Here is a 25,783-nt window from a genome sequence, read left to right as displayed (position 1 = left end):
CGCCGCTCAGCGGCAGTGGTGGATGTCGCTGGTGGCCGAGGCGTACACGAGGTCGGCGCTGACGCCCAGCGTCTGCGGGACGACGAGGTGCACGCCGTGCACGGTGAGCCCGCCCTCGACGGGCACCTGCTCGTTGAACACGATCCTCGCGCCGGGCACGCCCGGGATCGCGACCGTGCTGTTCGGACCGGTGGTCACGGTCACCACGACCCCGCCGACGAGCAGCTGCCCGACGGTGACCGCGCCGGTCGACCCGGCGCAGTCCGTGACGGAGGTGGTGCGGACGTCGCGCAGCGCGATCGCAGGCAGGCCGGGCAGGCCGAGGTCGACCGAGCCGACCGTCGCGGTCGCGGTGGAGGCGCCCGGGGCGGTGCGGGTGGTGACGTTCGCGCACAGCGCCCCCGCCCGCAGCACCAGCACGTTCACCGTCGCCGTGCAGGGTGTGGCGGTGGCCGACGGGTCGGCGGTGCGCACCGCGCCGGTGTCCGGCGCGGCGGGCAGGGTCGCGGTGCCGACCAGGACTTTCAGCTTGCCGGAGAGGGCGTACGCCCGGCCGGTCTCGTACTGCAGGCCCACCGTCGCCGCGGCCTGGCTCGGCTCGTAGAAGGAGTTCCCGGTGTAGCCGCCCGACACGGGCACCTGGCCGTCGGCGTCCAGCGGCTGCGCCACGTCGGCGATCACGCAGGCCACGGTGCCGACGGTGTCGGTGTACGCGGTGCACGACTGCGCCGACGGCCCGCTGCCCAGCGTCAAGGTGACCGGGGCCCCGGCGACGGGCGTGCCGTCACCGGGCAGCGGCGGCGTCGAGCCCTCGGTGAGCCGGGCGGCCAGCCGCGCGGGTTCGTCGTTGGCGACGTTCACGTCACCGGTGTACGCCAGGCGTGTCTGCTCCTTGGTCACGGTGAAGCCGGCCGTCGCCGAGCTGGGCAGGTGCACCTCGTCCCCGGCGTAGGCGGCGGTCGCCGTGTACGGTCCCGGCGTCTCCTGGGGCACGACCGTGCAGCTCGCGACCCCGTCGTCGCCGGTGACGGCGTCGCAGGACTCGGTCGCGTTGAGCGCCAGGGCGACCGGCTCGCCGGGCAGCGCCGCGCCGGTGTCGGTCAGGGTCAGCTTCGCGGCCAGCCGGACCGGGTCGTGGTAGTCGCCGGTCACGTCGCCGGTCCAGGCCAGCGTGGTCGGTTTGCGTTTGACCTCGTACGTGGCGGACACGTTCGACGCGTGCCGGGTGGTGTCCCCGGCGTACGAGGCGGTCAGCGCGCGGCTGCCCGCGGGGGCCTGCGGGGTGACCGTGCACGCCGCCTCGCCGGCCGCGTCGGTGACCGCGCTGCAGCCGGCTGTTCCGGCCAGCGTGAACTGCACCGTCGCACCCGGGATCGGGGTGCCGCCGGTGGTGTACGTGAGCCGGGCGCGCAGGTTCGCGGGTGCGCCGACCGGGCCCGAGGTCGCGCCGAGGTAGCTCAGCGTCGTGTCGCGTACCTGGTAGGAGATGGTGATGGAGGCGTCGTCGCCGGTCTCGGCGATGCTGACGTTGCCGGCGCCCGCCGTGGTGTGGCTCGCGCCCGACCCGCCGTTGCCGCCGTCGAACCCGGCGATCAGCGGCACCGGGGCAGCGCCGCCGGACGAGCCGCCGCCACCGCCGTACCAGCCGCCGCCCCCACCGCCGCCGCCTCCACCGCTGGTGCCGGGCGCGAGCGCGCCGACCCCGCCGACGGCGAACGCGCCGGGGAAGCCGACCAGTCCGAGCGGCCCGAACGGCAGGCCGCCGTTACCGGCCCCGCCTGCGGTGCCGTCGCCGCCGTCACCGGACGGGGCGCAGCTCGCGGCGAAGCAGCCGCCCCCACCGCCACCTCCGCCACCGGCGACGACCAGCCGCGACGCGGCCGAGTCACACGGGCTGCCGAGCGAGCAGGTGCGCAGGTCAGAGGCTCCGCCGCCCGCCCCGCCGTGGAACGGGGAGCCCGCGCCGGCTTCGCCGCCCCCGCCGAAGCCCGGCAACCCGTCGTCGCCGCCGTCACCGCCGCGCTCGCCGACCTCGACCCACAGCCGGGTGACACCCGCCGGGATCGCCAGGTCGGCTTCGACCCGCGCACCGGGGCGGCCGTCCTCGCCGCTGCCCGCCCCGTTCCCGCCGCGCGCCCCGACCACGACGACGTGCACGTTCGTCACACCCGCGGGCACGTTCCAGACCTGCTCGCCGCCGGTGGCGGTGTACGTCGCCGTCACCTGGTGATGGGCCCAGGCGGGCGATCCGCCCGCGATCACCCCGCCGGCGGCGGCCGCGACGCCGATCAGCGCCGCCAGCGCCGCCCTGCTTGCCCGTCCACGCACGCAGACCCTCCTCAATAGACCAAGCTCGACCGTTCAACGAGCTGATCGAGGCGGCCGAGGTATCGGCAACCCGACACGGGCGCACGCGGAACCGGGCTCCCGCACCGGCCCGCACCGGGGGGCGGTTCCGGCCCGCGGGCTGCGGATACGCGCCAGACGTGGACCGTGCGGACGTGTCCGGCCCTACGTTTCGCCCATCATCGCCACGATTGGGGAGACGCCATGTGGAGACTCTGGTACGTGCTGGGTGCGGCACTGGTCGGGTTCGGACTGCTGATCGGAGCCATGGCCGGCTACGGGTACACGCAGCTCGTCGACGAGCAGGCGAGGGCGGAGCAGCTGCTGTCGGAGTCGCAGGGGGAGGCGGAGCTGCGGCTGCGGCAGGTGCGGATCGCCGGCATCGAGGACGACAGGAGCAACAACATCCTGTTCGGGGTGGGGAGCCTGCTCCCGATCGCGGGTGGTGTCGGGCTGGTCGTGGCCGGACACCAGGGGAGGCGGCGGGCGGGCTGACGGCTCGACGTTGCGTGTGGACCCGGTGACGCCGAGAGATGTCGGGACGGCCGCGACACCGCGAAATGACATCCAAAGTACCGCTGAGGTTACGTGCTTGTTTCCATTGTTACGCAGAGGTTACAAGTGCTTCCGGGTGATCCATTTCGATCCTAGGTTTTCGGCCACCGTCACCAGCTGTGGTGTTCGGCACCGGACGCGGAGGACCTCGACATGCCACATCGGATCGTGCAACGTCCCGGACGACACAGGCGGGTGATCGGCGCGCTGGTGGCCACGGCGCTGCTCGGGTCCGGCCTGACGGGCCTTTCGGGCAGTGCCGTGGCCGCCCCGCCGACCGGTGCCGAGCCGACCGCCCGGTACCTCGTGCAGCTCGACGGCGAGCCGCTGGCCACGTATGCCGGTGGGGTGGCGGGGTTCGCGGCGACCAAGCCCGCCGCCGGGGCGAAGCTGAACCGGGCCTCGGGCGGTGCCACGGCCTACCGGACGCACCTGCGCCGGCAGCAGGAGCAGGTGCTCCAGGACGCCGGTGTGCCGCAGAACCGGCCCCGGGTCACGCTCGACACGGCGTTCAACGGCTTCGCGATGGAGCTGACCAGGTCGCAGGCTCTGCGGCTGCGCGGCACTCGGGGCGTGCGGGCGGTGTACGACAACCGCAAGGTGCACACCCTGACCTCGCACACCCCTGACTACCTCGGCCTGACCGGCCGCGACGGTGTGTGGCGCGAGCAGTTCGGCGATGTCTCCCGCGCCGGTGAGGGCGTGATCGTCGGCGTCATCGACAGCGGCTTCTGGCCGGAGAGCGCGAGCTTCGCGCCGCTGCCCTCGCCGCGCCCCGACCAGGCGATCATCGACGCGAAGTGGAGGGGCACCTGCGACGTCGGCGTCGAGGCGCCGGTCACCTGCAACAACAAGGTGATCGGGGCCCGCTGGTACAACGACAGCGGCATCGCCGAGGCGTTCCCCGACGAGTTCTCCTCACCGCGCGACCGCAACGGCCACGGCACCCACACCGCCAGCACCGCCGCCGGTCTGCACGGCGTGCCGGCGAAGTCGGGCGCGGAGGACCTCGGCCGGATCTCCGGCATGGCCCCGGCCGCCCGGCTCGCGATCTACAAGGCGCTCTACGACACCGGTGAGGGCGGGGCGACCGGTACGGAGATCGACATCGTGCACGCCGTCGACGACGCGGTCGCCGACGGGGTCGACGTGATCAACTATTCGGTCGGCGACGACAGCGAGTACTTCGGGGCCATCGACGCGGCGTTCTTCAACGCCGCGGCCGCCGGGGTGTTCGTGTCCGCCGCCGCGGGCAACGCGGGGCCGACCGCAGGCACCGTCGACAACTCCACGCCGTGGGTGACCACGGTGGCCGCGAGCACCACCGACCGGCAGCGCGCGCGCACCCTCACCCTCGGCGACGGCACCACGGTCACCGGCGCGGGCCTGGGCGACACCGGTGTCGGGCCGGCGCGGCTGGTCTCGGCGAAGGACGGCGCGCTGGACGCGGGCGACACCTACAACGCCGAACGGTGCGTCGACGGCACCCTCGACCCGGCGAAGGTCACCGGCGCCATCGTGGTCTGCCTGCGCGGCGACATCGCGCGCACCGACAAGAGCCGCACGGTGGCGCGGGCGGGCGGCGTCGGCATGGTGCTGTACAACGACGAGCTGGGCTCGCTCAGCGCCGACGCGCACACCGTGCCCACGGTGCACATCGACGAGGTCGACGGCGCGCGGGTGCTGGCGTACCTCGCTTCCGGGCAGCCCACGGCGTCGCTGTCGCCGGCAGCTCTGCAGACGGTCGAAAGCCCCTCGGTCGCGGCGTTCTCCTCCGCGGGCCCGTCGGCCTTCAACGCCGGTGAGCTGATCAAGCCGGACATCAGCGCACCCGGCCAGGACATCGCGGCGGCGTTCTCGCCCTCCCAGGCGGGCAACGACTTCGCGCTGGCGTCGGGCACGTCGATGGCGGCCCCGCACATCGCGGGCATCGCCGCGCTGCTGCTGGCCGAACACCCGGGCTGGTCGCCGGCCACGGTCCGCTCGGCGCTGATGACCACCGCGTCGGACGTCACCGACCGGGGCAAGCCGATCAAGATCGGCTCCCGTGACGCCACCCCGCTCAACTACGGATCCGGTCAGGTTCGTCCGGGCAGCGCCTTCGACCCGGGCCTGGTCTACGACTCCACCGCGCCGGACTGGCTGCGCTACCTGTGCGGCGTGGCCGCCGACCGCGGCGGCGAGTTCGGGCTCGACGGGCTGCAGGGCTGCGCGGAGATCGGCCCGATCGACACCGCGCAGCTGAACTACCCGTCCATCTCGCTGGGCCGGATGGTCGGCAAGCAGCAGGTCACCCGCACCGTCACCAACGTCGGCCGCAAGACGAGCACCTACACCGCCTCGGTGCAGGCGCCGCGCGGCTACCACGTGAAGGTCACGCCCGCGAAGCTGACGATCAAGCCCGGCCGGACCGCCCGGTTCACCGTCGAGGTCACCAACATCAGCGGCGCGTTCGACACCTGGGCCGACGGCGCGCTGACCTGGCGCGACAGCCTCGGTCACCGGGTGCGGACCCCGCTGGTGGTCCGCAACGCCGGGCTCATCGCCCCGGACGCGATCACCGGCACCGGCACGTCCGGCAGCACCCGGATCACCGCCGAGATCGGCTACCCGGGCCGGTTGATCACGGACCTGGTCGGCCTCACCGCCGGGACCGCGAGCACCGTCACGCTGAGCGGCGACGGGGTCCCGTGGGACTGGAGCTCGTCGAACAACCTGCCGGTCCCGCTGCCCCCGTCGATGTACAAGGGCACCGTGCACGTGCCGGGCGGGGCCCGTGAGCCGTACGTGCGGGTGACCTCGCGGCTGCCCATCTGCTCGCACATCGACTGGGAGGACGAGGAGGGCGTGATCCCCTGCACCGAGTTCTCCGTCGAGGCGTACGACATGACGGGCAAGTTCGTCAACGCGACGGTCAGCGGCGGCTGGGGCGCGACGCTGCGGCTGCCGGAGGGCGAAGCGGACTACATCCTCGTGCTGGAGCAGGCGTTCCTCGGCAACATGCCGCCGGGGCAGGACTCGGAGACGTACACGATCACCACGTACGTGCCCGGCGCACCAAGTTCGGCGACCGGCAAGCTGAGCATCGACCCGAAGCACCCGGTGGTGCGTCCGGGCCAGACGGTGAACCTGACGGTGCGCTGGTCCGGCCTGCTGCCGGGCCGGAAGTACATCGGTTACCTGGTGCTGGGCAACGGGTCGGGCCCGCTGAAGACGCTGCCGATCACGGTGCAGTCCTGACCGTGGCGGCAGGCCGGGCGAACCGCGGCTGTGACCCAGGTCACCACCGCTCCGCCCGGTCTGCCGCCTCGGCAGGCGGCAATGATTTCCTCCCCGAACGGTGGTCAGCAGCGGCGGGGACACGATGCGGGGCGGCGGGACTTCGATTCCGATCCGCCCCGTTCGCCTGCGCGGACCCGTCGAGTTCGTCGGACGGGCAGCCGAACTCGCCCTGCTGCGCCGGCTCGTCGCGGCCCCGACGGCCCTGGTGCTGCTGGAGGGCGAACCCGGCATCGGCAAGAGCCGCCTGGTCGCCGAGCTGCTCGCCGACCTGCCCGGCCACCGCCTGGTCGGCGAATGCGACGACGTGCCGGAGCCGTTCCCGCTGGGCGTGCTGCTCGACGCCGTACGGGCCGGGGCCGACCGGCTCGGCCCGCTCAACCCGGTGGCCGGCGCCCTCGCCCCGCTGCTGCCGGAACTCGCCGGGGTACTCCCGCCCGCGCCCCCGCCGCTGGCCGACCCGGCAGCCGAACGGCACCGGCTGCTGCGGGCCCTCGCCGCGGTGCTGGAAGGGCTGGCCCCGGCGGTCCTGGTGCTGGAGGACCTGCACTGGGCCGACCCCGTGAGCTGCGAGTTCCTGGCCTACCTCAGCACCCGTCCGGTGGACGGCCTGGCCGTGGTGCTGACCGCCCGCACTCCCGCACCCGGTGCCGGCACCCCGATCCACGACGCGCTGGCGCGGACTCCACCGTGGACGGTCACCCGGGTGGCGCTCGGCCCGCTGGACGCCGCCGAGGTGCGCCAGCTGGCCGCCCGGACGCTGGGCCTGGGCGACCCGCCGTCGGAGCTGACCGCGACCCTGCTGGACCGCACCGCCGGCATCCCGTTCGTGGTCGAGGAGGTGCTGCGCACCCTCGCCGAGCGCGGCGGTGACCCGATGGCCGACGACAGCGTCCCGTTCGTGCTGCGCGACGTTCTGCTCTGGCGGCTGAAGCCGCTGGACGAGCCGGTCCGCGAAGTGCTCGGCGCGGCCGCGGTGCTGGGCAACATGCCCGACCGCCGGGTGCTCGCCGCGACGCTCGGCCAGGACCGTACACAGGTCGACGCGGCGCTGACCGCCGCCCACCGGGCGGGCCTGCTGCACGACGCGGGCGACGGCCTGCGCTTCCGGCACGACCTGGCCCGGCAGGTGGTCTACCACCTGGTGCCGCAGCAGACCCGGGAGTGGCTGCACCTGCGGGTGGCCCGGGTGCTGGAGCAGGAACTGCCCCGGCCGGTCGCGCAGCTGGCCCACCACTACCGGCTGGCCGGCAGCGGCGCCGACTTCGTCCGCAACGCCGAAGCCGCCGCGGACCTGGCCACGGAGCGCGGCGACGACGCGACCGCGGCCGACTTCCTGCTGCAGACCATGGACGTCGCCGAGCTGCCCCGGCCGGTGCGGGCGCGGCTGGCCGGCAAGCTGGGCCGCGCCGCCATCGACGGGCTCAGCCAGGCCTCGGCGATCCCGGTGCTGGAACGGCTGCTGGCCGACCGCCGGCTGCCGCCCGGGGCCCGGGGCGAACTGGGCCTGGTGCTCGGGCGGATGCTGCGGCAGCAGGGGGAGGCTTCGCGCGGGTACGTCGAGATCGAGCGCGCCCTGCCGTACCTGCGTACGCCGCGACGGCGCGCGCAGGCGCTCGCCGTGCTCGCGGCACCGGACACCGTGGTCGGCCGGCATGTCGACTACCACCTGGCCCGGTGCGCGGAGGCGGAGGCGGCGGCCGACGCGGGCGGCGACCCGGCGGCACGGCTCGCGGTCCGCATCGCCCGCGCCTCGCTGCTGCTGGAACTCAACGACCCGGCGGCCTGGGCGATCATCGCCGACCTGCGCGCCTGCGAAGAACTCGCCGACCGGCCCCGCGAGCACGCCCGAGCCTGCCTCAACTGGGCGCAGGGCGCGCTGCACGCCGGGTACCTCGACCAGGCCGCCGCGCTGCTCGCGGCCGGGCGGGACCTGGTGGCGCAGACCGGGTACGAGCGGCTCAGTGCGCTTGTCGAGGCGACCGCGCTGTCGCTGGACCGGGCTGCGGGACGGCTGTCGGGACTGGCTGACCGGTTCGCCCAGCTGATCGCCGCGACCGAGCGCATGCCGGTGACCACCCTCGACGCGCGAGCGGAGCTCGCCACCGTGCTGGCCCTGACGGCCGGGGCAGGGGATGCGGAGCGGGCCGAGCGGGCGCTTCGCGAGGTCATCGCCGAGGCCCGGCGGGTCGGCGCCGTTTGGCCGCTGGTGCAGGCGCTGTCCGCGGCGGCGCGGCTGCTGCTGGAGCGGCGTCCGGACGAGGCCGTGTGGCACGCGAACGAAGCCGTGCTGATGGTCCGGGGCAAGGGCATCTGGGCATGGGCGGCCGACGCGGTCCTGGTGCTGGCCGAGGCGGCGGTGGCGGCCGGTGCGCCGGCCCGTGCGGCGGAAGTGGTCGCCGAACTCGCGGCCGGGCTCGACGGCAAGGACGCCCCGGTCGCCGCCGCCGTGCTGCGCCGCTGCCGCGAACTCCTCCCCGGGTGAGCACCGGGCCGCCGGTGGCCGCACGTCATGCCGGCCGCCCGGCCGCCCGGCCCCGCCCGCCCCAATAGACGTTGGCCTATCTGGATGAGAATTTGAGATCAAACTCAACCAGATAGGCCAACGTCTATGGAAAACGTGGACGTCACGAGTCAGAAAACCTGGACGTCGCGAGCCAGGAGGTGGTCGGCGCGACGGGTTCGGTCAGCGGAGCTTGTCGAGCCCGGCGCGGCGCAGGGCGTCGGCCATCGCGCTGTTGCCGACCGGCTCGCTGCGCTGCTGGCGCGGCTGCCCGCCGCGCTGCCCGCCCTGGCCACCCTGCCCGCCACGCTGACCGCCGCCGCGCTGTCCACCGCCGCCACCACGCTGGCCGCGATCCCCGCCGCCACCGCCGCCCTGGCGCGCGCCGCCGGCCGGGGCCGCCTCGTCCTCCAGACGCAGGGTCAGCGAGATGCGCTTGCGCGGGATGTCGACGTCGAGCACCTTGACCTTGACCACGTCACCGGACTTGACCACCTCGCGCGGGTCGCTGATGAAGTTCCGCGACATCGCCGACACGTGGACCAGGCCGTCCTGGTGCACGCCGATGTCGACGAACGCCCCGAACGCGGCCACGTTGGTGACGACGCCCTCCAGCAGCATGCCGGGCTGCAGGTCGCCGATCTTCTCGACGCCGTCCTTGAAGGACGCGGTCTTGAAGGCCGGGCGCGGGTCGCGACCGGGCTTCTCCAGCTCCTTGATGATGTCGGTGACGGTCGGCAGGCCGAAGACGTCGTCGGCGTATTCGGCCGGCTTGAGGGTGCGCAGCAGCGAGCCGTTGCCGATGAGCTTGGCCATCTCGATGCTGTTGTTCTTCAGGATGCGCTGCACCACCGGGTACGCCTCGGGGTGCACGCTGGACGCGTCGAGCGGGTTGTCGCCGTTGGGGATGCGCAGGAAGCCCGCGCACTGCTCGAACGCCTTGGGGCCCAGCCGCGCCACCTCCTTGAGCGCGGTACGCGAGCGGAACGGCCCGTTGGCGTCGCGGTGCAGCACGATGTTCTCGGCCAGGCCGGTGCTGATGCCGGAGACCCGGGCCAGCAGCGGCGCGGAGGCGGTGTTGACGTCGACGCCGACGCCGTTCACGCAGTCCTCGACCACCGCGTCGAGCGAGCGCGACAGCTTCACCTCGGACAGGTCGTGCTGGTACTGCCCGACGCCGATGGACTTCGGGTCGATCTTCACCAGCTCGGCGAGCGGGTCCTGCAGGCGGCGGGCGATGGAGACCGCGCCGCGGATCGACACGTCGAGGCTGGGCAGCTCCTGCGAGGCGTACGCCGACGCCGAGTACACCGACGCGCCCGCCTCGGAGACGACGATCTTCGTCAGGTTGAGCTGCGGCGCGAGCTTGATCAGGTCGATGGCGAGCTTGTCGGTCTCCCGCGAGGCGGTGCCGTTGCCGATCGCGATCAGCTCGACGTTGTGCGCCTGCGCCAGCTTGGCGAGGGTGGCCAGCGACTCGTTCCAGCGGTTGTGCGGCACGTGCGGGTAGATGGTGTCGTGGGCGACGACCTTGCCGGTGGCGTCGACGACGGCGACCTTCACGCCGGTGCGGTAGCCGGGGTCGAGGCCCATCGTGGCGCGGGTGCCGGCCGGGGCGGCCAGCAGCAGGTCGCGCAGGTTCATCGCGAAGACCCGGACGGCCTCCTCCTCGGCGGCCTGCCACAGCCGGGTGCGCAGGTCCAGGCCCAGGTGCACCAGGATGCGGGTGCGCCAGGCCCAGCGCACGGTGTCGTTCAGCCACTTGTCGGCGGGGCGGCCGCGGTCGCTGATGCCGAACGCGGCGGCGATGCGCTGCTCGAAGATGCTCGGGCCGGCGGGCGCGCCCTCGGCGGCGGGCTCGTCGGGCTCCATGACCAGGTCGAGCACCTCCTCCTTCTCGCCGCGGAACATGGCCAGGATGCGGTGGCTGGGCAGCTTGGCGTACGGCTCGGAGAAGTCGAAGTAGTCGGAGAACTTCGCGCCCTCCTCGGCCTTGCCCTCGCGCATCTTCGACACGATGCGACCGCGGGTCCACATCTGCTCGCGCAGCGCGCCGATCAGGTCGGCGTTCTCGCCGAAGCGCTCGACCAGGATCGAGCGGGCGCCCTCCAGCGCGGCGGCGGGGTCGGCGACGCCCTTGTCGGCGTCGACGAAACCGGCGGCGGCGGTCTGCGGGTCGTGCGAGGGGTCGCCGAGCAGCAGGTCGGCGAGCGGCTCCAGGCCGGCCTCGCGGGCGATCATCGCCTTGGTCCGCCGCTTGGGCTTGTACGGCAGGTAGATGTCCTCGAGGCGGGCCTTCGAGTCCGCTCCGTTGATCATCGCTTCGAGGGCGTCGTCGAGCTTGCCCTGCGAGCGGATCGACTCGAGGATCGTCGACCGGCGCTCCTCCAGCTCCCGCAGGTAGCGCAGCCGCTCCTCAAGGGTGCGCAGCTGGGCGTCGTCCAGCTCGCCGGTGACCTCCTTGCGGTAGCGGGCGATGAACGGGACGGTCGAGCCGCCGTCCAGCAGTTCTACCGCCGCGTTCACCTGGTTCTGCCGTACGCCGAGTTCCTCGGCAATGCGCTGCGCAATGGACGTCGTCACGGTGAGACATTCTGCCCGCACCCCGCCGTGCAGGCACGCAGGGGGCGGGGTGCGGGCGGTGCGGCGTCGGGTCAGGCGGAGGTGGTGGGCAGGGTGGTCAGCGGGGCGGCGAAGAACTCGGCGATGGGGTCGACCAGGCGGGCCGGGGCGATGGCGATCGCGTCGTGGCGGGCGCCGGGCACGACCATGGTGCGGGCGCGCGGGATGACGTGGGCCAGCTTCGTGTGGTGTTCCTCGAAGTAGCCGGGCGCGCTGGCGCCGCAGGCGAGCAGCACGTCGGCGGTCACTCCCGCGTACGCGTCGGCGGAGCCCTCGTGGGCCAGCACCTGCCGGGTCTCGAACAGGGTCATCGGCAGCAGCTCGCCCATCCGGCGGCCGATCGGGGTGCGCAGGAACGCGCGGCAGATCGCGGTGCGCACGCTCAGCGGCAGCCGCGACACCGCGGAGTGGGTGTTGACCCCGGCGGCGACGATCGCCATGGCACGGGCGGTCTTGCCCGCGCGCAGTGCCTCGTCCACGTGTTCGAGGTAGGTCCCGTCCGGTGTGCCGTCGATGCGCAGCGCCGCGTCGTAGAGGGCGAGGCGTTCGATCGGCAGGCGCAGCGCGGCCCGCAGGGCGACGAATCCGCCGTAGCTGTGCCCGATGACGTTTCGCGCCCCGGTGTGCTCCAGCACCGCGCCGAGGTCGTCGATCTCGTGCTCGACCGAGTACGGCTCGCGCCGGGCGGGGGCGTCGAGGCGGCCGCGCCGGTTGTAGGCGTGCACGGTGAACCGGCCGGAGAGCCGGGCGATCAGCCGCCGGTACTCCTCGATGGTGACCCCGCCGCCGTGCACCAGGACCACGCCCGGTCCCGTTCCGGCCGAGTGCAGGGCGATGCTCGCGCCGTCCGGCGCCGTGACCCGTTCCATGACTGCTCCCCTCGGTCTTAAACAGCGAACGCTGTTCGCAGTTTAGCGGTGGCAGGTGCTCCGGCGCATCCGGGTATACGAGCAGCGGCGGCAGCCCGATCGGGTCTGCCGCCGCTGACGACGGTGGTGCGGGTGGGCTCGGCTCAGCCGACCGACGACGGGATGGCGGCCGGGAAGCCCTCGCGCCGCCCGTACGCCACGCCGCACACGCCGGCACAGGTCAGCAGCGCGGCGACGACCGGCAGCGCGGCCGGTCCCCAGCCCGCGAGCACCATGCCGCCGACCAGCGCGCCGCCGCCGATGCCGACGTTGAACGCCGACGCGTTCAGCGCGGCGGCGGTGTCCGCGGCGCCGACCGGGGCCGCCCGCAGGATCGCCGCCTGCACCAGGGTGGCCAGGGCGTTCAGGGCCATACCGGCGACGGCGGCCGACGCCACGGCCACAGCGGCGGAGTGGCCCGACAGGGCGAGCGCGATCAACGCGACGGTCAGCGTGCAGGTGCCCGCCAGCATGGCGAACCGGGGCCGCTTGTCGACCAGCAGCCCGGCGGCGAGCAGGCCGACCGCGCCGGCCGCGCCGTAGCCGAGCAGTGCCGCGCTCAGCGCAGCCTCGCTCAGGCCCGTGGACTGCAGGAACGGCGAGATATAGGTGTAGAAGCTGAAGTAGCCGAGCATCGTCACCGCGGTGGTGACCACGACGATCGCCACCGACGGGGTGCGCAGCACCTGGAACAGGCTCATCCCGCCGCCCGGGGCCTCGCCGGGGTAGTCGGGCAGCAGCCGCCAGCCGACCAGGGCCAGCACCAGCGAGATCCCGGCGAGCACGGCGAACGTGGCCCGCCAGCCGACGGCGACGCCGAGCGCGGTGCCCGCGGGCACGCCGAGCAGGATCGCCACGGTGCCGCCGGTGAACACCAGGGTCACCGCCCGGCCGACCCGGTCGGGGGTGACCATGCGGGCGACGTATCCGGCGACCATGGCCCAGAACGCGCCGTGGGTGAGGCCGCCGATCAGCCGGGCAGCCGCAGCGAGCGGGTACACCGTGCTCAGCGCCATGATCACGTTGCTGGCGGCGTAGGCGATCAGCGCGCCCACCAGCAGCCCGCGGCGCGGGAAGCGCGCGGTCAGCCGGCCCAGCGGCGCGGCGAACAGCGCCACCATCAGGGCGTACCCGGTGACGAGCAGCCCCACCGTGGGCTCGCTGACGTCGAGGTCGCGGCTGATGGAACTGAGCAGGCCCATCGGCAGCATCTCGGTGGTCACCGACAGGAAGGTGCCCGCGGCCACCACGAGCAGCCCCGCCAGCGGCCACGGTGCCCGGGTCGCGGCGGCGGTCTCGGTGTGCGGTGTCGCGGTCATCGTTTGAAGGTAGGCGCTCGCACGGGATAACCCGTCCGGGTTTACCCCGTGAACTCAGACACAGCACCAGGGCTGACCCTGGCTAGTCCCCGGGATCGCCGCCGATCCCTCGACGCGGCCCCACCCTTCCCGGCACCCTGGCTGCGCTCACAGGGACTCGGGGAAGGGAGCTGGTCAGGGTGCGCCTCAGGAGGGTGCTGGCGATCGTCGGCGTGGTGGTGCTGCTGCTGTGCATGTGCTGCGCCGGAGCCGGTGTGTGGATCTGGAACGCGCAGGTGATCTCGACCGCGGACCGGGTCGACTTCACCCGGCCGCTGGCGGTGCCGCCGCTCGCGCCGTCGCGGATGGAGGCCGGGCGCCGGGTGTTCGACCTGAGGGCACAGGCCGGGGAGCACGACTTCGGCCGCGGCGCGACGCCGACCTGGGGTTTCAACGGCGACTTCCTCGGGCCGACGCTGCGGGCCGCGCGCGGCGAGCAGGTCGTGGTCAACGTCACCAACGCCCTGGACCAGACCACCACCGTGCACTGGCACGGCATGCACCTGCCCGCGGAGGCCGACGGCGGCCCGCACCAGCTGGTCGGGGCGGGCAGGACGTGGTCGCCGACCTGGAAAGTCGACCAGCCCGCGGCGACGCTGTGGTACCACCCGCACCTGCACGGCGAGACCGCCGGGCACGTGTACCGGGGCCTGGCCGGCATGTTCCTGGTCGACGACCCGGCGACGTCGGTGGCGGCGCTGCCGCACGAGTACGGCGTCGACGACATCCCGCTGATCGTGCAGGACAAGAAGTTCGACAGCGGTGGCAAGCTCGACGACAGCTCCTCGTTCCTGGGCGGGGTCGGCGTGCTCGGCGACACGGTGGCGGTCAACGGCACCGTCGGGCCGTACCTCGACGTGACCACCGAGCGGGTGCGGCTGCGGCTGCTCAACGGGTCGAATGCCCGCTCCTACGAGTTCGGGTTCCCCGACGGGCGCCGGTTCGCGCTGGTCGGGACGGACGGCGGGCTGCTGGAGTCGGCGCACGACACCGACCGGATCATGCTGTCGCCCGGTGAGCGGGCCGAGATCGTGGTGACGGTGCGGCCGGGGGAGCGCACCGTGCTGCGCAGCTACCCGCAGCCGCTGGAGACGGGTCTGCTCGGCGACCGGTTCACCGGCGGCGGGGACACCCTCGACATCCTGCAGCTGCGTGCCGCGGGCACCCTCGCCCCGCGCCCGGCGGTGCCGCAGCGGCTGGTCGGCATGCCGCGGCTGGACCGCGGCGACGCCGTGCAGCAGCGGCCGTTCAAGCTCAGCGGGCACGCCATCAACGGCAGGCAGATGGACATGGCCCGCGTCGACGCCGCGCCCGAGCGGGGCAGCGTGGAGATCTGGAAGGTCGTCAACAACGACGGCACGCCGCACAACTTCCACATCCACGACGTGCAGTTCCAGGTCCTCACCCGCGGTGGCGCCGCGCCGCCGCCGCAGCTGTCGGGCTGGAAGGACACGGTCTACCTGCCGCCGAACGTCACCTTCGAGCTGATCATGCGGTTCAGCGACTACGCGGACGCGGACACCCCGTACATGTTCCACTGCCACGTCCTCTACCACGAGGACGCGGGGATGATGGGCCAATTCGTGGTGGTGCCGCCAGGCGGCAAGCCGGGCGTCGTCGACCACGTCTCGCACCTGGCCCACGGCGCGCACCACTGACCCTGGGGGATGGGGCCGTCGCCGGCGGGAGCAGCGCTGCCGCCGGCGACGTCGTCCCCCTCGTGCAGCCGTCAGGCGATCCGGACCTCGTGCGCGGCCGCGTCGGCGGCGGCGAAGGCCAGCAGCCGGGCGCCCTCCTCGGCGACCGCGTCGCGGTCGGCGGCGGTGAACTCGGTGAACGGCTCGACGGCCAGCACGGCCCGGCCGCGTTCGCGCTCCATGCGCCACATCCCGGCGACGGACCCGTCGATCAGGACGGTCGCCCGGATGATGCCGTTGACGGTGAAGATGCGCTTGCGGTGCTCGTCGGAGATGATCCGGGTGCGGTCGGCGTGCGACAGCAGCACGCTGTCGAACTCGCCCAGCAGCCGCACCGGCGCGGGCACGTCGGCCTCGGGCCGGGGCGCGTCCGGCAGGTCGAACAGCTCGACGCCGTGCTCGTCGCGGAGCGCGAGCAGCCGCGGCCGCAGCCGCTCCACGACCTCTTTCAGCCGGGTCACGCCCGCCCAGGCCTGCACGTCGCGCACGCTCGCCGGGCCGTACGCGGCCAGGTAACGCAGCACCATGTCGTCGGCCGACGGGACGGCGAGCCCGGCGGACAGCCACGACTCCGCCGAGGTGTGCGCGGCCTGCCCGCTCGACCCCCACAGTCCGCGCGGCGGCACCTGCACCAGCGGCACCCGGATGCGCACGACCGGCGCGAGCGCGCCGCCGTCGTAGCCCGGAAACCGTTGCGCCAGCAGCTCGCCCAGCTCCGCGAACGTGCGCGGCTGCGCCTCCACCAGCTCGCGGCCGTGCGCGGCGACCGCGTCCAGATCCAGGCCGGTCAGCTGCTTGCCGTAGGCGGCGGCCAGCCCGCGTTCCAGGGCCGGCGCCAGCACCGGGCGCAGGGCCAGGCAGTCGTCGGCGGTGACCAGGTGGATCGTCGAGCGCATCAGCGCGATGCGGACCGCCCGCCGGTCGGTGATCAGCCGCGACAGCTCGCCCGGTGCGAAGTCCTCCAGCCGGTTCCACAGCGCCACGTACGGCGGGTTCGGGGCCTGCGCCTGCAGCCCGAACAGGTGCGCGACCGCGTCGTGCACCGGGATCCGGGCGCGGCTGAGCAGCAGTTGGCGCGACAGCAGGGCACGGTTGAGTGTTTGACGACTGAGCACGGGGGCCATAGGCATTTAAGCTACGTGGTGCGCCCGCCGGTCCGGCCGGGCGCTCGTGGTAGGAGAGTGCGATGACCGAGCTGCCGATCCCCGGCCCGTACGTGCCCTGGGTGGGCGACATCCCGTCGCGCCCCGCGGCGGACGGCCCGCTGCAAGGCGTGCGCCTGGCCGTCAAGGACCTGTTCGACGTGGCCGGGCTGCCCACCGGCGCGGGCAACCCCACCTGGCTGTCCACGCACCCGCCCGCGACCCGCGACGCGGCGGCGGTGGCCGTGCTGACCGGCGCGGGCGCGCACATCGTCGGCAAGACGCACACCGACGAGATGGCGTACAGCCTGTTCGGCACCAACGCGCACTACGGCGCACCGGACAACCCGGCCGCACCGGGGCACATCACCGGCGGCTCGTCCAACGGCACCGCCGCCGCGGTCGCGGAGGGCTCGGCCGACCTGGGGCTGGGCACCGACACCGGCGGTTCGGTGCGCATCCCCGCCGGCTGGTGCGGCCTGTACGGCCTGCGCCCCAGCCACATCCGGGTCAGCCGGGCCGGGGTCGTGCCGCTGTGCGGCTCGTTCGACGTGCCCGGCCTGCTCACCCGTGACCTGGCGCTGCTGCGCACCGCGACCGGCGTGCTGCTGACCGGCGGCCCCGACACCACCCCGATCCGCGGCCTGGTCGCCCCGGCCGACCTGTGGGAGCTGGCCGAGCCGGCGGTGCGCCAGGCGCTGCAACCGGCGCTGGAACGGCTGGCCGCGACGCTGCCGTGCGACGAGAAGCCGCTGTGGGGCTCGGCCCCGGCCCCGGACTACCGCTTCGCCTACGCGGTGCGCACCGGCTGGGAGTTCTGGCAGCGCCACGGCGACTGGGTGCGCGAGCACGAACCGGTCTTCGGCCCCGGCGTGGGCGAGCGGGTGCGCGCGGCGTCGGTGCGTACCCACGAGGAACTGGTGGCCGCGGACCGGGAGATCACCGCGGTCCGCACCACGATGGCGCGGCTGCTCGACGGCGCGGTGCTGGTCATCCCGACCGCGCCCGCGCCCGCCCCCGGGCGCGGCGTCGACACCGGCCCGCTGCGCGCCCCGATCCTCGGCCTGACCGGCATCTCCAGCGTCGTGGGCCTGCCCGCGCTCAGCGTGCCCGGCGCGGTCGTGGACGGCCTGCCGGTCGGGCTGTGCCTGGTCGGCGCACCCGGCACGGACGAGTCCCTGCTCGAACTCGCGGAGGTATTGCGATGACCGAACCGGGCGCCCTCGCGCCGGCAGACGCCGACCTCGACGTCCGCGACGCCCCGCCGCCGGGGCTGTGGCAGCGGATGAGGGCCGACCCCCAGTACGCCCCCGAGTACCTGGCGCTGGAGGCGGTGACCCGGATCGGGCCGCAGGCCGCGGCCTGGGTCGCCCGCATGCGCACGATGTATCCGACCATGCACCCCGACGGCCTGGCGCAGTTGGCGGTCAAGCGGTTCCGGCGGCACGCCCGGTTCACCGGCGCGGTGTCGGGCTCGGTCGGCCTGCCCGGCGCGATCGCCGACCTGGCCACCCTGGCCTGGACGCAGAGCCGCCTGGTGCTGCACCTGGCCGCGGTGTACGGCGTCGACCCGACCCACCCCGACCGGGCCACCGACCTGCTGGTGCTGCAGCGGGTGCACAAGGCGACCGAGGCGGCCCGGCTGGCGCTCGGCGTCGCCCAGGGCCGCGAGGGCGTCGGCGCCGCGCTGGCCAAGGGCGTCGGCACCACCGCGAGCCGGGCCCCGGTCGGCCGGGCGCTCGGGCGGCTGAGCTGGAAGCTCGCGCAGATGGCCGGGATGCGGGCGGTGCGCAAGGTCGCCGCGAAGGCGATCCCGTTCGCCGCGATCATCTTCGGTGCGTGGGCGAACTCGTCGACCGTCAACGACCTGGCCTCGCGCGCGATCAACCGGTACCGCCCGCCGGCCCTGACTGCCGTGCCGCACCCGCGCCCGGCCTCGCGGTGACCGCTGCGGATCCGGCCGTCGCCGGCCACGACCTGCCCGGACCGCCGGCCCCGGCCGGCGGTCCCGGCCGTCCCGCCGCGGAAGCACGCGCCACCAAGGGCGTGCCCGTGGCGCGGCGGGGCAGGCGGCGCGGGGAGACCACGGTGGCGAACGTCGCCCGGCTGGCCGGGGTGTCCGCGCCGACGGTGTCCAAAGTGCTCAACGGGCATCCCGGTGTCGCCGCCGAGACCCGCGAGCGGGTCGAGCGGGTGCTGCGCGAGCAGGACTACCGCCGCCCCGACGCGGTCACCCAGGCGCCGATGCTGGAGGTCGCGTTCCAGGCGCTGGAGAGCCACCTGGCCATCGAGATCATGCGCGGGGTGGCCCGGGTCGCGGGCGCGCGCCAGCTCGCGGTCGGCTTCACCGAGACGGCGTCGGGCCCAGGCTGGCTCGACCAGGTGCTGCGGCGGCGTCCGGTCGCGGTCATCGCGGTGTACGGCGCGGCCATGCGCCGCGAGCACGCCCGGCTCGCGGCGAGCGGGATCCCGCTGGTGGCGCTGGACCCGACGGGCGAGCCGGTGCACAGCGTGCCGTCGGTCGGCGCGGCGAACTGGAACGGCGGCCTGACCGCCACCCGCTACCTGCTGGAACTTGGCCACCGCCGGATCGCGATGATCGGCGGGCCGCCCGGCTTCCTGGCCGCCCGGGCCCGCCTCGACGGCTTCCGCGCCGCGATGGACGCCGCGGGTGTGCCGGTCGAGGCGCAGCTGCTGCGTTCCGGGACGCTGTCCTACGAGGACGGCCTGCGCCACGGCCGGGACCTGCTCGCCCTGTCCGCCCCGCCGACGGCCGTGTTCTGCTGCAACGACCTGCTGGCCCTCGGCGTGTACGAGGCGGCCCGCCGCGCCGGCCGCCGGGTGCCCGACGACCTGAGCGTGGTCGGCTTCGACGACCTCGAGTTCGCCCGCTGGAGCGGCCCCGCCCTGACCACCGTGCGCCAGCCCCTGGCCGAGATGGGCGCGGCCGCCGCCGAACTCGCCCTCACCCTCGCCGCCGGCCACGCCCCACCCCGCCTGCGCGTCGAACTCGCCACCGACCTCATCCTCCGCGCCAGCACCACCACCCCGCCCCCCTCGCCGCGTTGATCATGAACTTGAGGACGTGTTCGACGGCGTGTCGCCACCCTGACGCCGTGATCACCGGCTGAGTTCGCCGACCGTTGCGCCGAAAGTACCGGTCCCCGGCTTGCCTTGACCCCGCTTCGCATCGACGTCTATGGTTCGGGCGAATGCATTCGCTTACATATTGGAAACGTTTCTCAGCGGCGCTGCCCCGCCGCGGGAGGAGACACCATGCGAAGAGGAGTCAGGACGCTGCTGGCTGTCGCCGCGTCGGCCCTGGCCGTCGTGGGAGGACTGGTGGTCGCTTCGCCACCTGCCGTGGCGGCGACGCTCACCGAGGTCACCAACTTCGGAACCAACCCCAGCAACCTGCGTATGCACCTGTACGTGCCCGACAACATCGGCACCCGGCCCGCGGTCGTGGTCGCCGTGCACTACTGCACCGGGACCGGCCCGGCCTTCTACTCGGGCACGCAGTTCGCCCAGCTGGCCGACCAGTACAAGTTCATCGTGATCTACCCCTCGGCGACGCGGAGCGGCAGCTGCTTCGACGTGTCGTCGTCGGCCTCGCTGACCCACAACGGCGGCAGCGACTCGCTCGGCATCGTCTCCATGGTGCGCTGGGTGATCCAGAACCGTGGTGGTGACGCCGACCGCGTCTACGCCACCGGCGCCTCGTCCGGCGGCATGATGACCAACGTCCTGCTCGGGGCGTATCCGGACGTCTTCAAGGCGGGCTCGTCCTTCATGGGCGTGCCGTTCGGGTGCTTCGCCACGACCGACGGGTCGATGTGGAACAGCACCTGCGCCAACGGCCAGCTGATCAAGACAGCCCAGCAGTGGGGCGACCAGGTCCGCGCCGCCTACCCGGGCTACAGCGGCCCGCGGCCGCGCGTGCAGCTGTTCCACGGCACCGACGACACGACGCTGCGCTACCCGAACTTCGGCGAGGCGATCAAGCAGTGGACCAACGTGCACGGCCTGAGCCAGACCCCGACGTTCACCGACACGCCCCAGTCCGGCTGGACCCGGACCCGCTACGGCGGTTCGGGCGTCAACGTCGCGGTCGAGGGCGTCAGCCTGGCCGGGGTCGGCCACAACCTGCCGCTGAGCGGCCAGGCGCTGATGGCGATCCAGTTCTTCGGCCTCACCTCCGCCCCGCCGAGCCCGTCGACCACTCCGTCGCCCAGCACGCCCCCGTCACCGAGCGCCTCGCCCAGCACCCCGCCGTCGCCGAGCGTGTCGCCCAGCCCGCAGCCGCAGGGCGCGTGCCGGATCGGGTACACGGTCAACCCCTGGAACACCGGCCTGACCGCGAACATCACCATCACCAACACCGGATCGTCCACGGTCAACGGGTGGGCGCTGGCGTTCACCCTGCCCAGCGGGCAGGCCATCACCTCCGGCTGGAGCGCGACGTACTCGCCGACCAGCGGGGCGGTGACCGCCCGGAACCTGAACTACAACGGCACCCTCGCGCCCGGCGCGAGCACCACCATCGGGTTCAACGCCAACCACACCGGCAACACCGGCAAGCCGTCGTCGTTCACCCTGAACGGCAGCACCTGCACCATCGCGTGAGTCGATGACCGCCGTCTCCGGTCGCACCCCCCCCAGGGCGCGACCGGAGACGGCGGCCGCCAGGCCGTGGTCAGCGAGCCGGGGGCGGGCGCTAGCGTGGCCGGTACGCGGCGATGACGGAGGTGGAGATGGGCGAGGCGAAGTTCGTCCAGGTCGTCACGACTCTGGACGACCGGGACGCGGCGCTGGCGCTGGCCCGCTCGGCGGTCGAGGCCCGGGTCGCGGCGTGCGCGCAGCTCGGCGGCCCGATCCGCAGCGTGTACCGCTGGCAGGGCGCGGTCGAGGAGGCCGACGAGCACGTGCTCGTCTTCAAGACCACGGCCGCGGGCTACCCGGCCCTGGAGCGGCACATCCTCGACCGGCACCCCTACGAGACACCCGAGATCGTCTGCACGCCCGTGCTCGCCGGCAACCCCGCCTACCTGGACTGGGTGGCCGCCGAAACCGGGCGATGACGCCCGTGGCCGGGTCGGGGCACCACCGACGGCCGATGAGACCGCCGCGCGGCATGAGCTTCGGCACCGCCCGCTGGACGGCAGGCCGCCGTCCAGCGGGTCCGATCCGGTCGGTGAAGGGGGAAAACCGACTCGCGGGCATAGTTCGCCGATAGGCTCTGAGCTGTGCATACGGGTGGCAGCGGCGACGGTTACACGCCGGACCCGCGCCGCTGGCGCGCTCTGAGCGTGTGCCTGGTGGGCGGGTTCATGGCGCTGCTCGACGTGAGCATCGTCAACGTGGCGCTGCCGTCGATCCGGGAGGGGCTGCACGCCTCCGACAGCGCGCTGCAGTGGGTGGTCTCCGGATACGCCCTGGCCTTCGGGTTGCTGCTGGTGCCCGCCGGGCGGTTCGGCGACATGAAGGGGCGGCGCAACGCGTTCGTCGTCGGGGTGGCGCTGTTCACCCTGGCCAGTGCCGCGGCCGGGCTGGCCCAGGGCGCGCTGTGGCTGGTGATCGCGCGCATCGTGCAGGGAGCGGCGGGCGGCATCATCAACCCGCAGATCAGCGGGCTCATCCAGCAGCTGTTCCGGGGCGCGGAGCGGGGCCGCGCGTTCGGCATGCTCGGCGCGACCGTCGGCATCTCCACGGCGATCGGCCCGCTGCTCGGCGGCCTGCTGATCCAGGCCGCGGGGGTGGCCGAGGGCTGGCGCTGGGTGTTCTACGTCAACGTGCCGGTCGGGGCGCTGGCGATCGGACTGGCGTACCGCTTCATCCCGAAGTTCTGCGACGACCAGCGGCGCAGGGAGAGCTTCGACCCGGTCGGGGTCGCGCTGCTGGCCGCGGGTGTGGTGCTGGTGCTGCTGCCGCTGATCCAGGAGGAGGTCTGGGTCGGGCAGACCAAGTGGCTGCTGCTGGTGGCCGGGGTGGCGGTGCTGGGCGGGTTCGTCGCGTGGGAGCGCCGGTACGCGCGCCACGCGCATCCGATGGTCGACCTGGGGCTGTTCCGCCGACGGTCGTACGCCCTCGGCGCGCTGCTCGGGCTGGCCTACTTCGCCGGGTTCACCGCGATCTTCTTCATCTTCACCCTCTACCTCCAGCAGGGCCTGCACTACACGGCGCTGCAGGCCGGTGTCGCGACGGTGCCGTTCGCGCTCGGCTCGGCGGTCTCGGCGAGCCTCGGCGGCCGGGTGGTGACCCGGGTCGGCCGCACCCTGATCGCGATCGGGCTCGGGCTGGTCGCGATCGGGCTGGTGGGTGTCGAGGTCGCCGTCGAGCTGGTGCCGGGCCGCCACGACGGCTGGGCCACCGCGCTGCCCCTGCTGATCGCCGGTATCGGCAGCGGGCTCGTGATCGCGCCGAACCAGACGCTGACGCTCGCCGAAGTGCCGGTCGTGGGCGCGGGCAGCGCCGGGGGAGTGCTGCAGACAGGCCAGCGCATCGGCGCGGCGGTGGGCATCGCCGTGGTCGGCGCGGTCTTCTTCGCCACGGTCGCCGCGACCGGCGGGGACTTCGCCCTCGCGTTCCGGCACGGGCTGTGGGTGACCATCGGTTTCGTACTGATCTCGCTGGTCATCGCGCTGATCGACGTACGCGCGAGCCGGCGTGCCGCGGCCCGGGAGCCGGCCCGGTCCGGGGCCGCCGCAGGCCCGCCGCCACCCGGAGGCAGCGCGGGGGGCGTGGACCGGTCCCGCCAGGAACCGGCGCTGGACCAGCCGACCCTGTACGACGCCTGACCAGCCCTCGCCAGCCGAGCGCGGCGCGGATCGTCCCGTGTCCCGCGTCGCCCCGACGGCTTTCGCCGGTCGGGGCGACGCGAGACAGGATGGCGGACCGGGGTGTTCCGGTCAGCGGTTGACGTACGTCGCCAGGTGCTGGCCGGTGAGCGTGGAGCGGGCGGCGACGAGGTCCGCGGGGCTGCCCTCGAAGACGATCTTTCCGCCGTCGTGCCCGGCGCCGGGGCCGAGGTCGATGATCCAGTCGGCGTGCGCCATGACCGCCTGGTGGTGCTCGATGACGATGACCGACTTGCCCGAGTCGACCAGCCGGTCCAGCAGGGCGAGCAGGTGCTCGACGTCGGCAAGGTGCAGGCCCGTGGTGGGCTCGTCGAGGACGTAGACACCGCCCTTCTCGGACATGTGCGTGGCCAGCTTGAGCCGCTGCCGCTCGCCGCCGGACAGCGTGGTCAGCGGCTGGCCGAGGCTGAGGTAGCCGAGCCCGACGTCGGCGAGCCGGGCGAGGACGGCGTGCGCGGCGGGCGTCTTCGCCTCGCCCGTGCCGAAGAACTCCTCGGCCTCGGTCACCGACATGGCCAGCACCTCGCTGATGTCGCGGCCGCCGAGGCGGTACTCCAGCACCGAGGCCATGAACCGCTTGCCCTCGCACTCCTCGCAGACGGTGGCCACGCCGGCCATCATCGCCAGGTCGGTGTAGATGACGCCGGCGCCGTTGCAGGTCGGGCAGGCGCCCTCGGAGTTGGCGCTGAACAGCGCGGGCTTGACACCGTTGGCCTTCGCGAACGCCTTGCGGATCGGTTCGAGCAGCCCGGTGTAGGTGGCCGGGTTGCTGCGCCGCGAGCCGCGGATCGCACCCTGGTCGATCGAGATCACGCCCTCGTCGTCGGGGATCGACCCGTGCACGAGCGAGCTCTTGCCGGAGCCGGCCACGCCGGTGATGACGGTCAGCACCCCGAGCGGGATGTCGACGTCGACGTCGCGCAGGTTGTTGGCCTTCGCGCCGCGGATGGCGAGGCTGCCGGTCGCGGTGCGCACCTTCTCCTTGAGGGTGGCCCGGTCGTCGAGGTGGCGGCCGGTGAGGGTGTCGCTGCTGCGCAGCTGCTCGACGGTGCCTTCGAAGCAGACGGTGCCGCCGCCGGTGCCGGCACCGGGGCCGAGGTCGACGACGTGGTCGGCGATCGCGATGGCCTCCGGCTTGTGCTCCACCACGAGGACGGTGTTGCCCTTGTCGCGCAGTCGCAGCAGCAGGCCGTTCATGCGCTGGATGTCGTGGGGGTGCAGGCCGATGGTGGGCTCGTCGAAGACGTACGTGACGTCGGTGAGCGAGGAGCCGAGGTGGCGGATCATCTTGGTGCGCTGGGCCTCGCCGCCCGACAGCGTGCCGGCGGGCCGGTCGAGGGACAGGTAGCCGAGCCCGATCTCGACGAACGAGTCGAGGGTGTGCTGCAGTTTGGCCAGCAGCGGGGCGACCGACGGCTCGTTCAGGCCGCGGACCCAGTCGGCCAGGTCGCTGATCTGCATCGCGCAGGCGTCGGCGATGTTGACCTTGCCGATCTTCGACGAGCGCGCCGCCGCGCTCAGCCGGGTGCCGTCGCAGTCGGGGCAGGTGCCAAAGGTGATCACCCGTTCCACGAAGGCGCGGATGTGCGGCTGCATCGCCTCGACGTCCTTGGCCAGCATCGACTTCTGGATCTTAGGGATCAGACCCTCGTAGGTGAGGTTGATGCCCTCTACCTTGATCTTGGTCGGCTCCTTGTGGAGCAGGTCGTGCAGTTCCTTCTTGGTGTACTTGCGGATCGGCTTGTCCATGTCGAAGAAGCCGGAGCCGCTGAAGATGCGGCCGAACCAGCCGTCCATGCTGTAGCCGGGGATGGTCAGCGCGCCCTCGTTGAGCGATTTGCTGTCGTCGTACATCGCCGACAGGTCGAAGTCGCTCACCCGGCCCATGCCCTCGCAGCGCGGGCACATGCCGCCGGTGATGCTGAAGCTGCGCTTCTCCTTGGTGGTGGTGCCGCCCTTCTCGATGGTGACGGCGCCCGCGCCGCTGATCGAGGCGACGTTGAACGAGAAGGCCTGGGGTGAGCCGATGTGCGGCTTGCCGAGCCGGCTGAACAGGATGCGCAGCATCGCGTTGGCGTCGGTGGCCGTGCCGACGGTGGAGCGGGCGTTGGCGCCCATCCGCTCCTGGTCGACGATGATCGCCGTGGTCAGCCCGTCGAGCACGTCGACGTCGGGCCGGGCCAGCGTCGGCATGAAGCCCTGCACGAAGGCGCTGTAGGTCTCGTTGATCATCCGCTGCGACTCGGCGGCGATCGTGCCGAACACGAGCGAGCTCTTGCCCGAGCCGGACACCCCGGTGAACACCGTGAGGCGGCGCTTGGGGAGCTCGACGCTGACGTCCTTGAGGTTGTTAACGCGCGCGCCGTGCACGCGGATCAGGTCGTGGCTGTCGGCGGCGTGCTGCTCAGGCGACGGCTTGTCCGTCCTCGTGGCCTTGGTCATCGTGTCTCCATCTGTCGGGCGGGGGCCGCCGCACGGCCCGGTCCAGGCTCGCCTGGTCGCGGCCGACCGGCTGC

16 protein-coding genes are annotated in these 25,783 nt (G+C 73.4%); 10 read left to right on the top strand and 6 right to left on the bottom strand.

Features of this window, described 5'->3' with window-relative positions:
• Positions 1-6: 6 nt before the first annotated feature.
• Positions 7-2,328, bottom strand: a complete 2,322-nt coding sequence (locus HAV39_RS11510; protein ID WP_191839166.1) for an Ig-like domain-containing protein — start codon at positions 2,326-2,328, stop codon at positions 7-9.
• A gap of 222 nt (positions 2,329-2,550) precedes the next feature.
• Between HAV39_RS11510 and HAV39_RS11505 the strand changes: the two genes are divergently transcribed.
• From HAV39_RS11505 to HAV39_RS11495, 3 genes are all read left to right on the top strand, one after another.
• Positions 2,551-2,841: a hypothetical protein gene (locus HAV39_RS11505; protein WP_191839165.1), complete on the top strand. Its 291-nt coding sequence runs from the start codon at positions 2,551-2,553 to the stop codon at positions 2,839-2,841.
• 213 nt (positions 2,842-3,054) lie between these two features.
• On the top strand, positions 3,055-6,141 hold the full coding sequence (locus tag HAV39_RS43250) for a S8 family serine peptidase (RefSeq protein ID WP_191839164.1): 3,087 nt from the start codon (positions 3,055-3,057) through the stop codon (positions 6,139-6,141).
• A 100-nt stretch (positions 6,142-6,241) separates the two neighbouring features.
• Positions 6,242-8,665, top strand: a complete 2,424-nt coding sequence (locus HAV39_RS11495; protein WP_191839163.1) for an ATP-binding protein — start codon at positions 6,242-6,244, stop codon at positions 8,663-8,665.
• Positions 8,666-8,866: 201 nt separating this feature from the next.
• Here the strand turns inward: HAV39_RS11495 and HAV39_RS11490 are convergent, their stop codons facing one another.
• The 3 genes from HAV39_RS11490 to HAV39_RS11480 all read right to left on the bottom strand — a co-directional run bounded on the left by HAV39_RS11490 (position 8,867) and on the right by HAV39_RS11480 (position 13,532).
• Positions 8,867-11,266 (bottom strand): Tex family protein, encoded by a 2,400-nt coding sequence (locus HAV39_RS11490; protein WP_191839162.1) that lies wholly within the window; start codon positions 11,264-11,266, stop codon positions 8,867-8,869.
• A gap of 71 nt (positions 11,267-11,337) precedes the next feature.
• Positions 11,338-12,174 (bottom strand): alpha/beta fold hydrolase, encoded by an 837-nt coding sequence (locus tag HAV39_RS11485; RefSeq protein ID WP_191839161.1) that lies wholly within the window; start codon positions 12,172-12,174, stop codon positions 11,338-11,340.
• 143 nt (positions 12,175-12,317) lie between these two features.
• Positions 12,318-13,532 (bottom strand): MFS transporter, encoded by a 1,215-nt coding sequence (locus HAV39_RS11480; protein WP_191839160.1) that lies wholly within the window; start codon positions 13,530-13,532, stop codon positions 12,318-12,320.
• A 179-nt stretch (positions 13,533-13,711) separates the two neighbouring features.
• Between HAV39_RS11480 and HAV39_RS11475 the strand changes: the two genes are divergently transcribed.
• Positions 13,712-15,229, top strand: a complete 1,518-nt coding sequence (locus HAV39_RS11475; protein ID WP_239121009.1) for a multicopper oxidase family protein — start codon at positions 13,712-13,714, stop codon at positions 15,227-15,229.
• 71 nt (positions 15,230-15,300) lie between these two features.
• Here HAV39_RS11475 and HAV39_RS11470 read toward each other — a convergent pair whose 3' ends face one another.
• Complete coding sequence (locus tag HAV39_RS11470; protein WP_191839159.1) at positions 15,301-16,392, bottom strand: winged helix DNA-binding domain-containing protein; 1,092 nt, start codon at positions 16,390-16,392, stop codon at positions 15,301-15,303.
• A gap of 62 nt (positions 16,393-16,454) precedes the next feature.
• On the opposite strand from HAV39_RS11470, the gene HAV39_RS11465 reads away from it, so the two are divergent.
• The 6 genes from HAV39_RS11465 (at position 16,455) to HAV39_RS11440 (ending at position 23,207) form a co-directional block, all read left to right on the top strand.
• Positions 16,455-17,618: an amidase family protein gene (locus HAV39_RS11465; protein ID WP_191839158.1), complete on the top strand. Its 1,164-nt coding sequence runs from the start codon at positions 16,455-16,457 to the stop codon at positions 17,616-17,618.
• A complete protein-coding gene (locus tag HAV39_RS11460; RefSeq protein WP_191839157.1) occupies positions 17,615-18,355 on the top strand; it encodes an EcsC family protein in 741 nt (246 codons plus the stop codon). Before HAV39_RS11465 ends, HAV39_RS11460 begins: the two co-directional genes overlap by 4 nt.
• Complete coding sequence (locus HAV39_RS11455; RefSeq protein WP_239121010.1) at positions 18,352-19,479, top strand: LacI family DNA-binding transcriptional regulator; 1,128 nt, start codon at positions 18,352-18,354, stop codon at positions 19,477-19,479. Before HAV39_RS11460 ends, HAV39_RS11455 begins: the two co-directional genes overlap by 4 nt.
• 207 nt (positions 19,480-19,686) lie before the next feature.
• On the top strand, positions 19,687-21,036 hold the full coding sequence (locus HAV39_RS11450) for an extracellular catalytic domain type 1 short-chain-length polyhydroxyalkanoate depolymerase (RefSeq protein WP_191839156.1): 1,350 nt from the start codon (positions 19,687-19,689) through the stop codon (positions 21,034-21,036).
• A 113-nt stretch (positions 21,037-21,149) separates the two neighbouring features.
• Positions 21,150-21,491, top strand: coding sequence for a divalent-cation tolerance protein CutA (gene cutA / locus HAV39_RS11445; protein ID WP_239121011.1), 342 nt, complete (start codon positions 21,150-21,152; stop codon positions 21,489-21,491).
• Positions 21,492-21,656: 165 nt separating this feature from the next.
• Positions 21,657-23,207 carry an MFS transporter gene (locus tag HAV39_RS11440; RefSeq protein WP_373311910.1) on the top strand — a complete coding sequence of 517 codons (1,551 nt, stop codon included), beginning with the start codon at positions 21,657-21,659 and terminating at the stop codon, positions 23,205-23,207.
• A 111-nt stretch (positions 23,208-23,318) separates the two neighbouring features.
• On the opposite strand, the gene HAV39_RS11435 is transcribed toward HAV39_RS11440, so the two are convergent.
• Positions 23,319-25,709 carry an ATP-binding cassette domain-containing protein gene (locus HAV39_RS11435; protein WP_191839155.1) on the bottom strand — a complete coding sequence of 797 codons (2,391 nt, stop codon included), beginning with the start codon at positions 25,707-25,709 and terminating at the stop codon, positions 23,319-23,321.
• Positions 25,710-25,783: the final 74 nt, after the last annotated feature.

Origin of the sequence: Catellatospora chokoriensis, assembly GCF_011297315.1 — a bacterium.
GTDB classification, from domain to species: Bacteria; Actinomycetota; Actinomycetes; order Mycobacteriales; family Micromonosporaceae; genus Catellatospora; species Catellatospora citrea.
The sequence above is the reverse complement of the archived record's forward strand: the minus strand, read 5'-3'. Positions and strand labels throughout refer to the sequence as shown.

What these genes read in the sequence shown, in the direction of transcription:
- HAV39_RS11505 (WP_191839165.1), top strand. Translation starts at nt 2,551, where the DNA reads ATGTGGAGACTCTGGTACGTGCTGGGTGCGGCACTGGTCGGGTTCGGA.
- HAV39_RS43250 (WP_191839164.1), top strand. Translation starts at nt 3,055, where the DNA reads ATGCCACATCGGATCGTGCAACGTCCCGGACGACACAGGCGGGTGATC.
- HAV39_RS11485 (WP_191839161.1), bottom strand. Translation starts at nt 12,174, where the DNA reads ATGGAACGGGTCACGGCGCCGGACGGCGCGAGCATCGCCCTGCACTCG.
- HAV39_RS11480 (WP_191839160.1), bottom strand. Translation starts at nt 13,532, where the DNA reads ATGACCGCGACACCGCACACCGAGACCGCCGCCGCGACCCGGGCACCG.
- HAV39_RS11470 (WP_191839159.1), bottom strand. Translation starts at nt 16,392, where the DNA reads ATGGCCCCCGTGCTCAGTCGTCAAACACTCAACCGTGCCCTGCTGTCG.
- HAV39_RS11465 (WP_191839158.1), top strand. Translation starts at nt 16,455, where the DNA reads ATGACCGAGCTGCCGATCCCCGGCCCGTACGTGCCCTGGGTGGGCGAC.
- HAV39_RS11460 (WP_191839157.1), top strand. Translation starts at nt 17,615, where the DNA reads ATGACCGAACCGGGCGCCCTCGCGCCGGCAGACGCCGACCTCGACGTC.
- HAV39_RS11450 (WP_191839156.1), top strand. Translation starts at nt 19,687, where the DNA reads ATGCGAAGAGGAGTCAGGACGCTGCTGGCTGTCGCCGCGTCGGCCCTG.
- cutA (WP_239121011.1), top strand. Translation starts at nt 21,150, where the DNA reads ATGACGGAGGTGGAGATGGGCGAGGCGAAGTTCGTCCAGGTCGTCACG.
- HAV39_RS11435 (WP_191839155.1), bottom strand. Translation starts at nt 25,709, where the DNA reads ATGACCAAGGCCACGAGGACGGACAAGCCGTCGCCTGAGCAGCACGCC.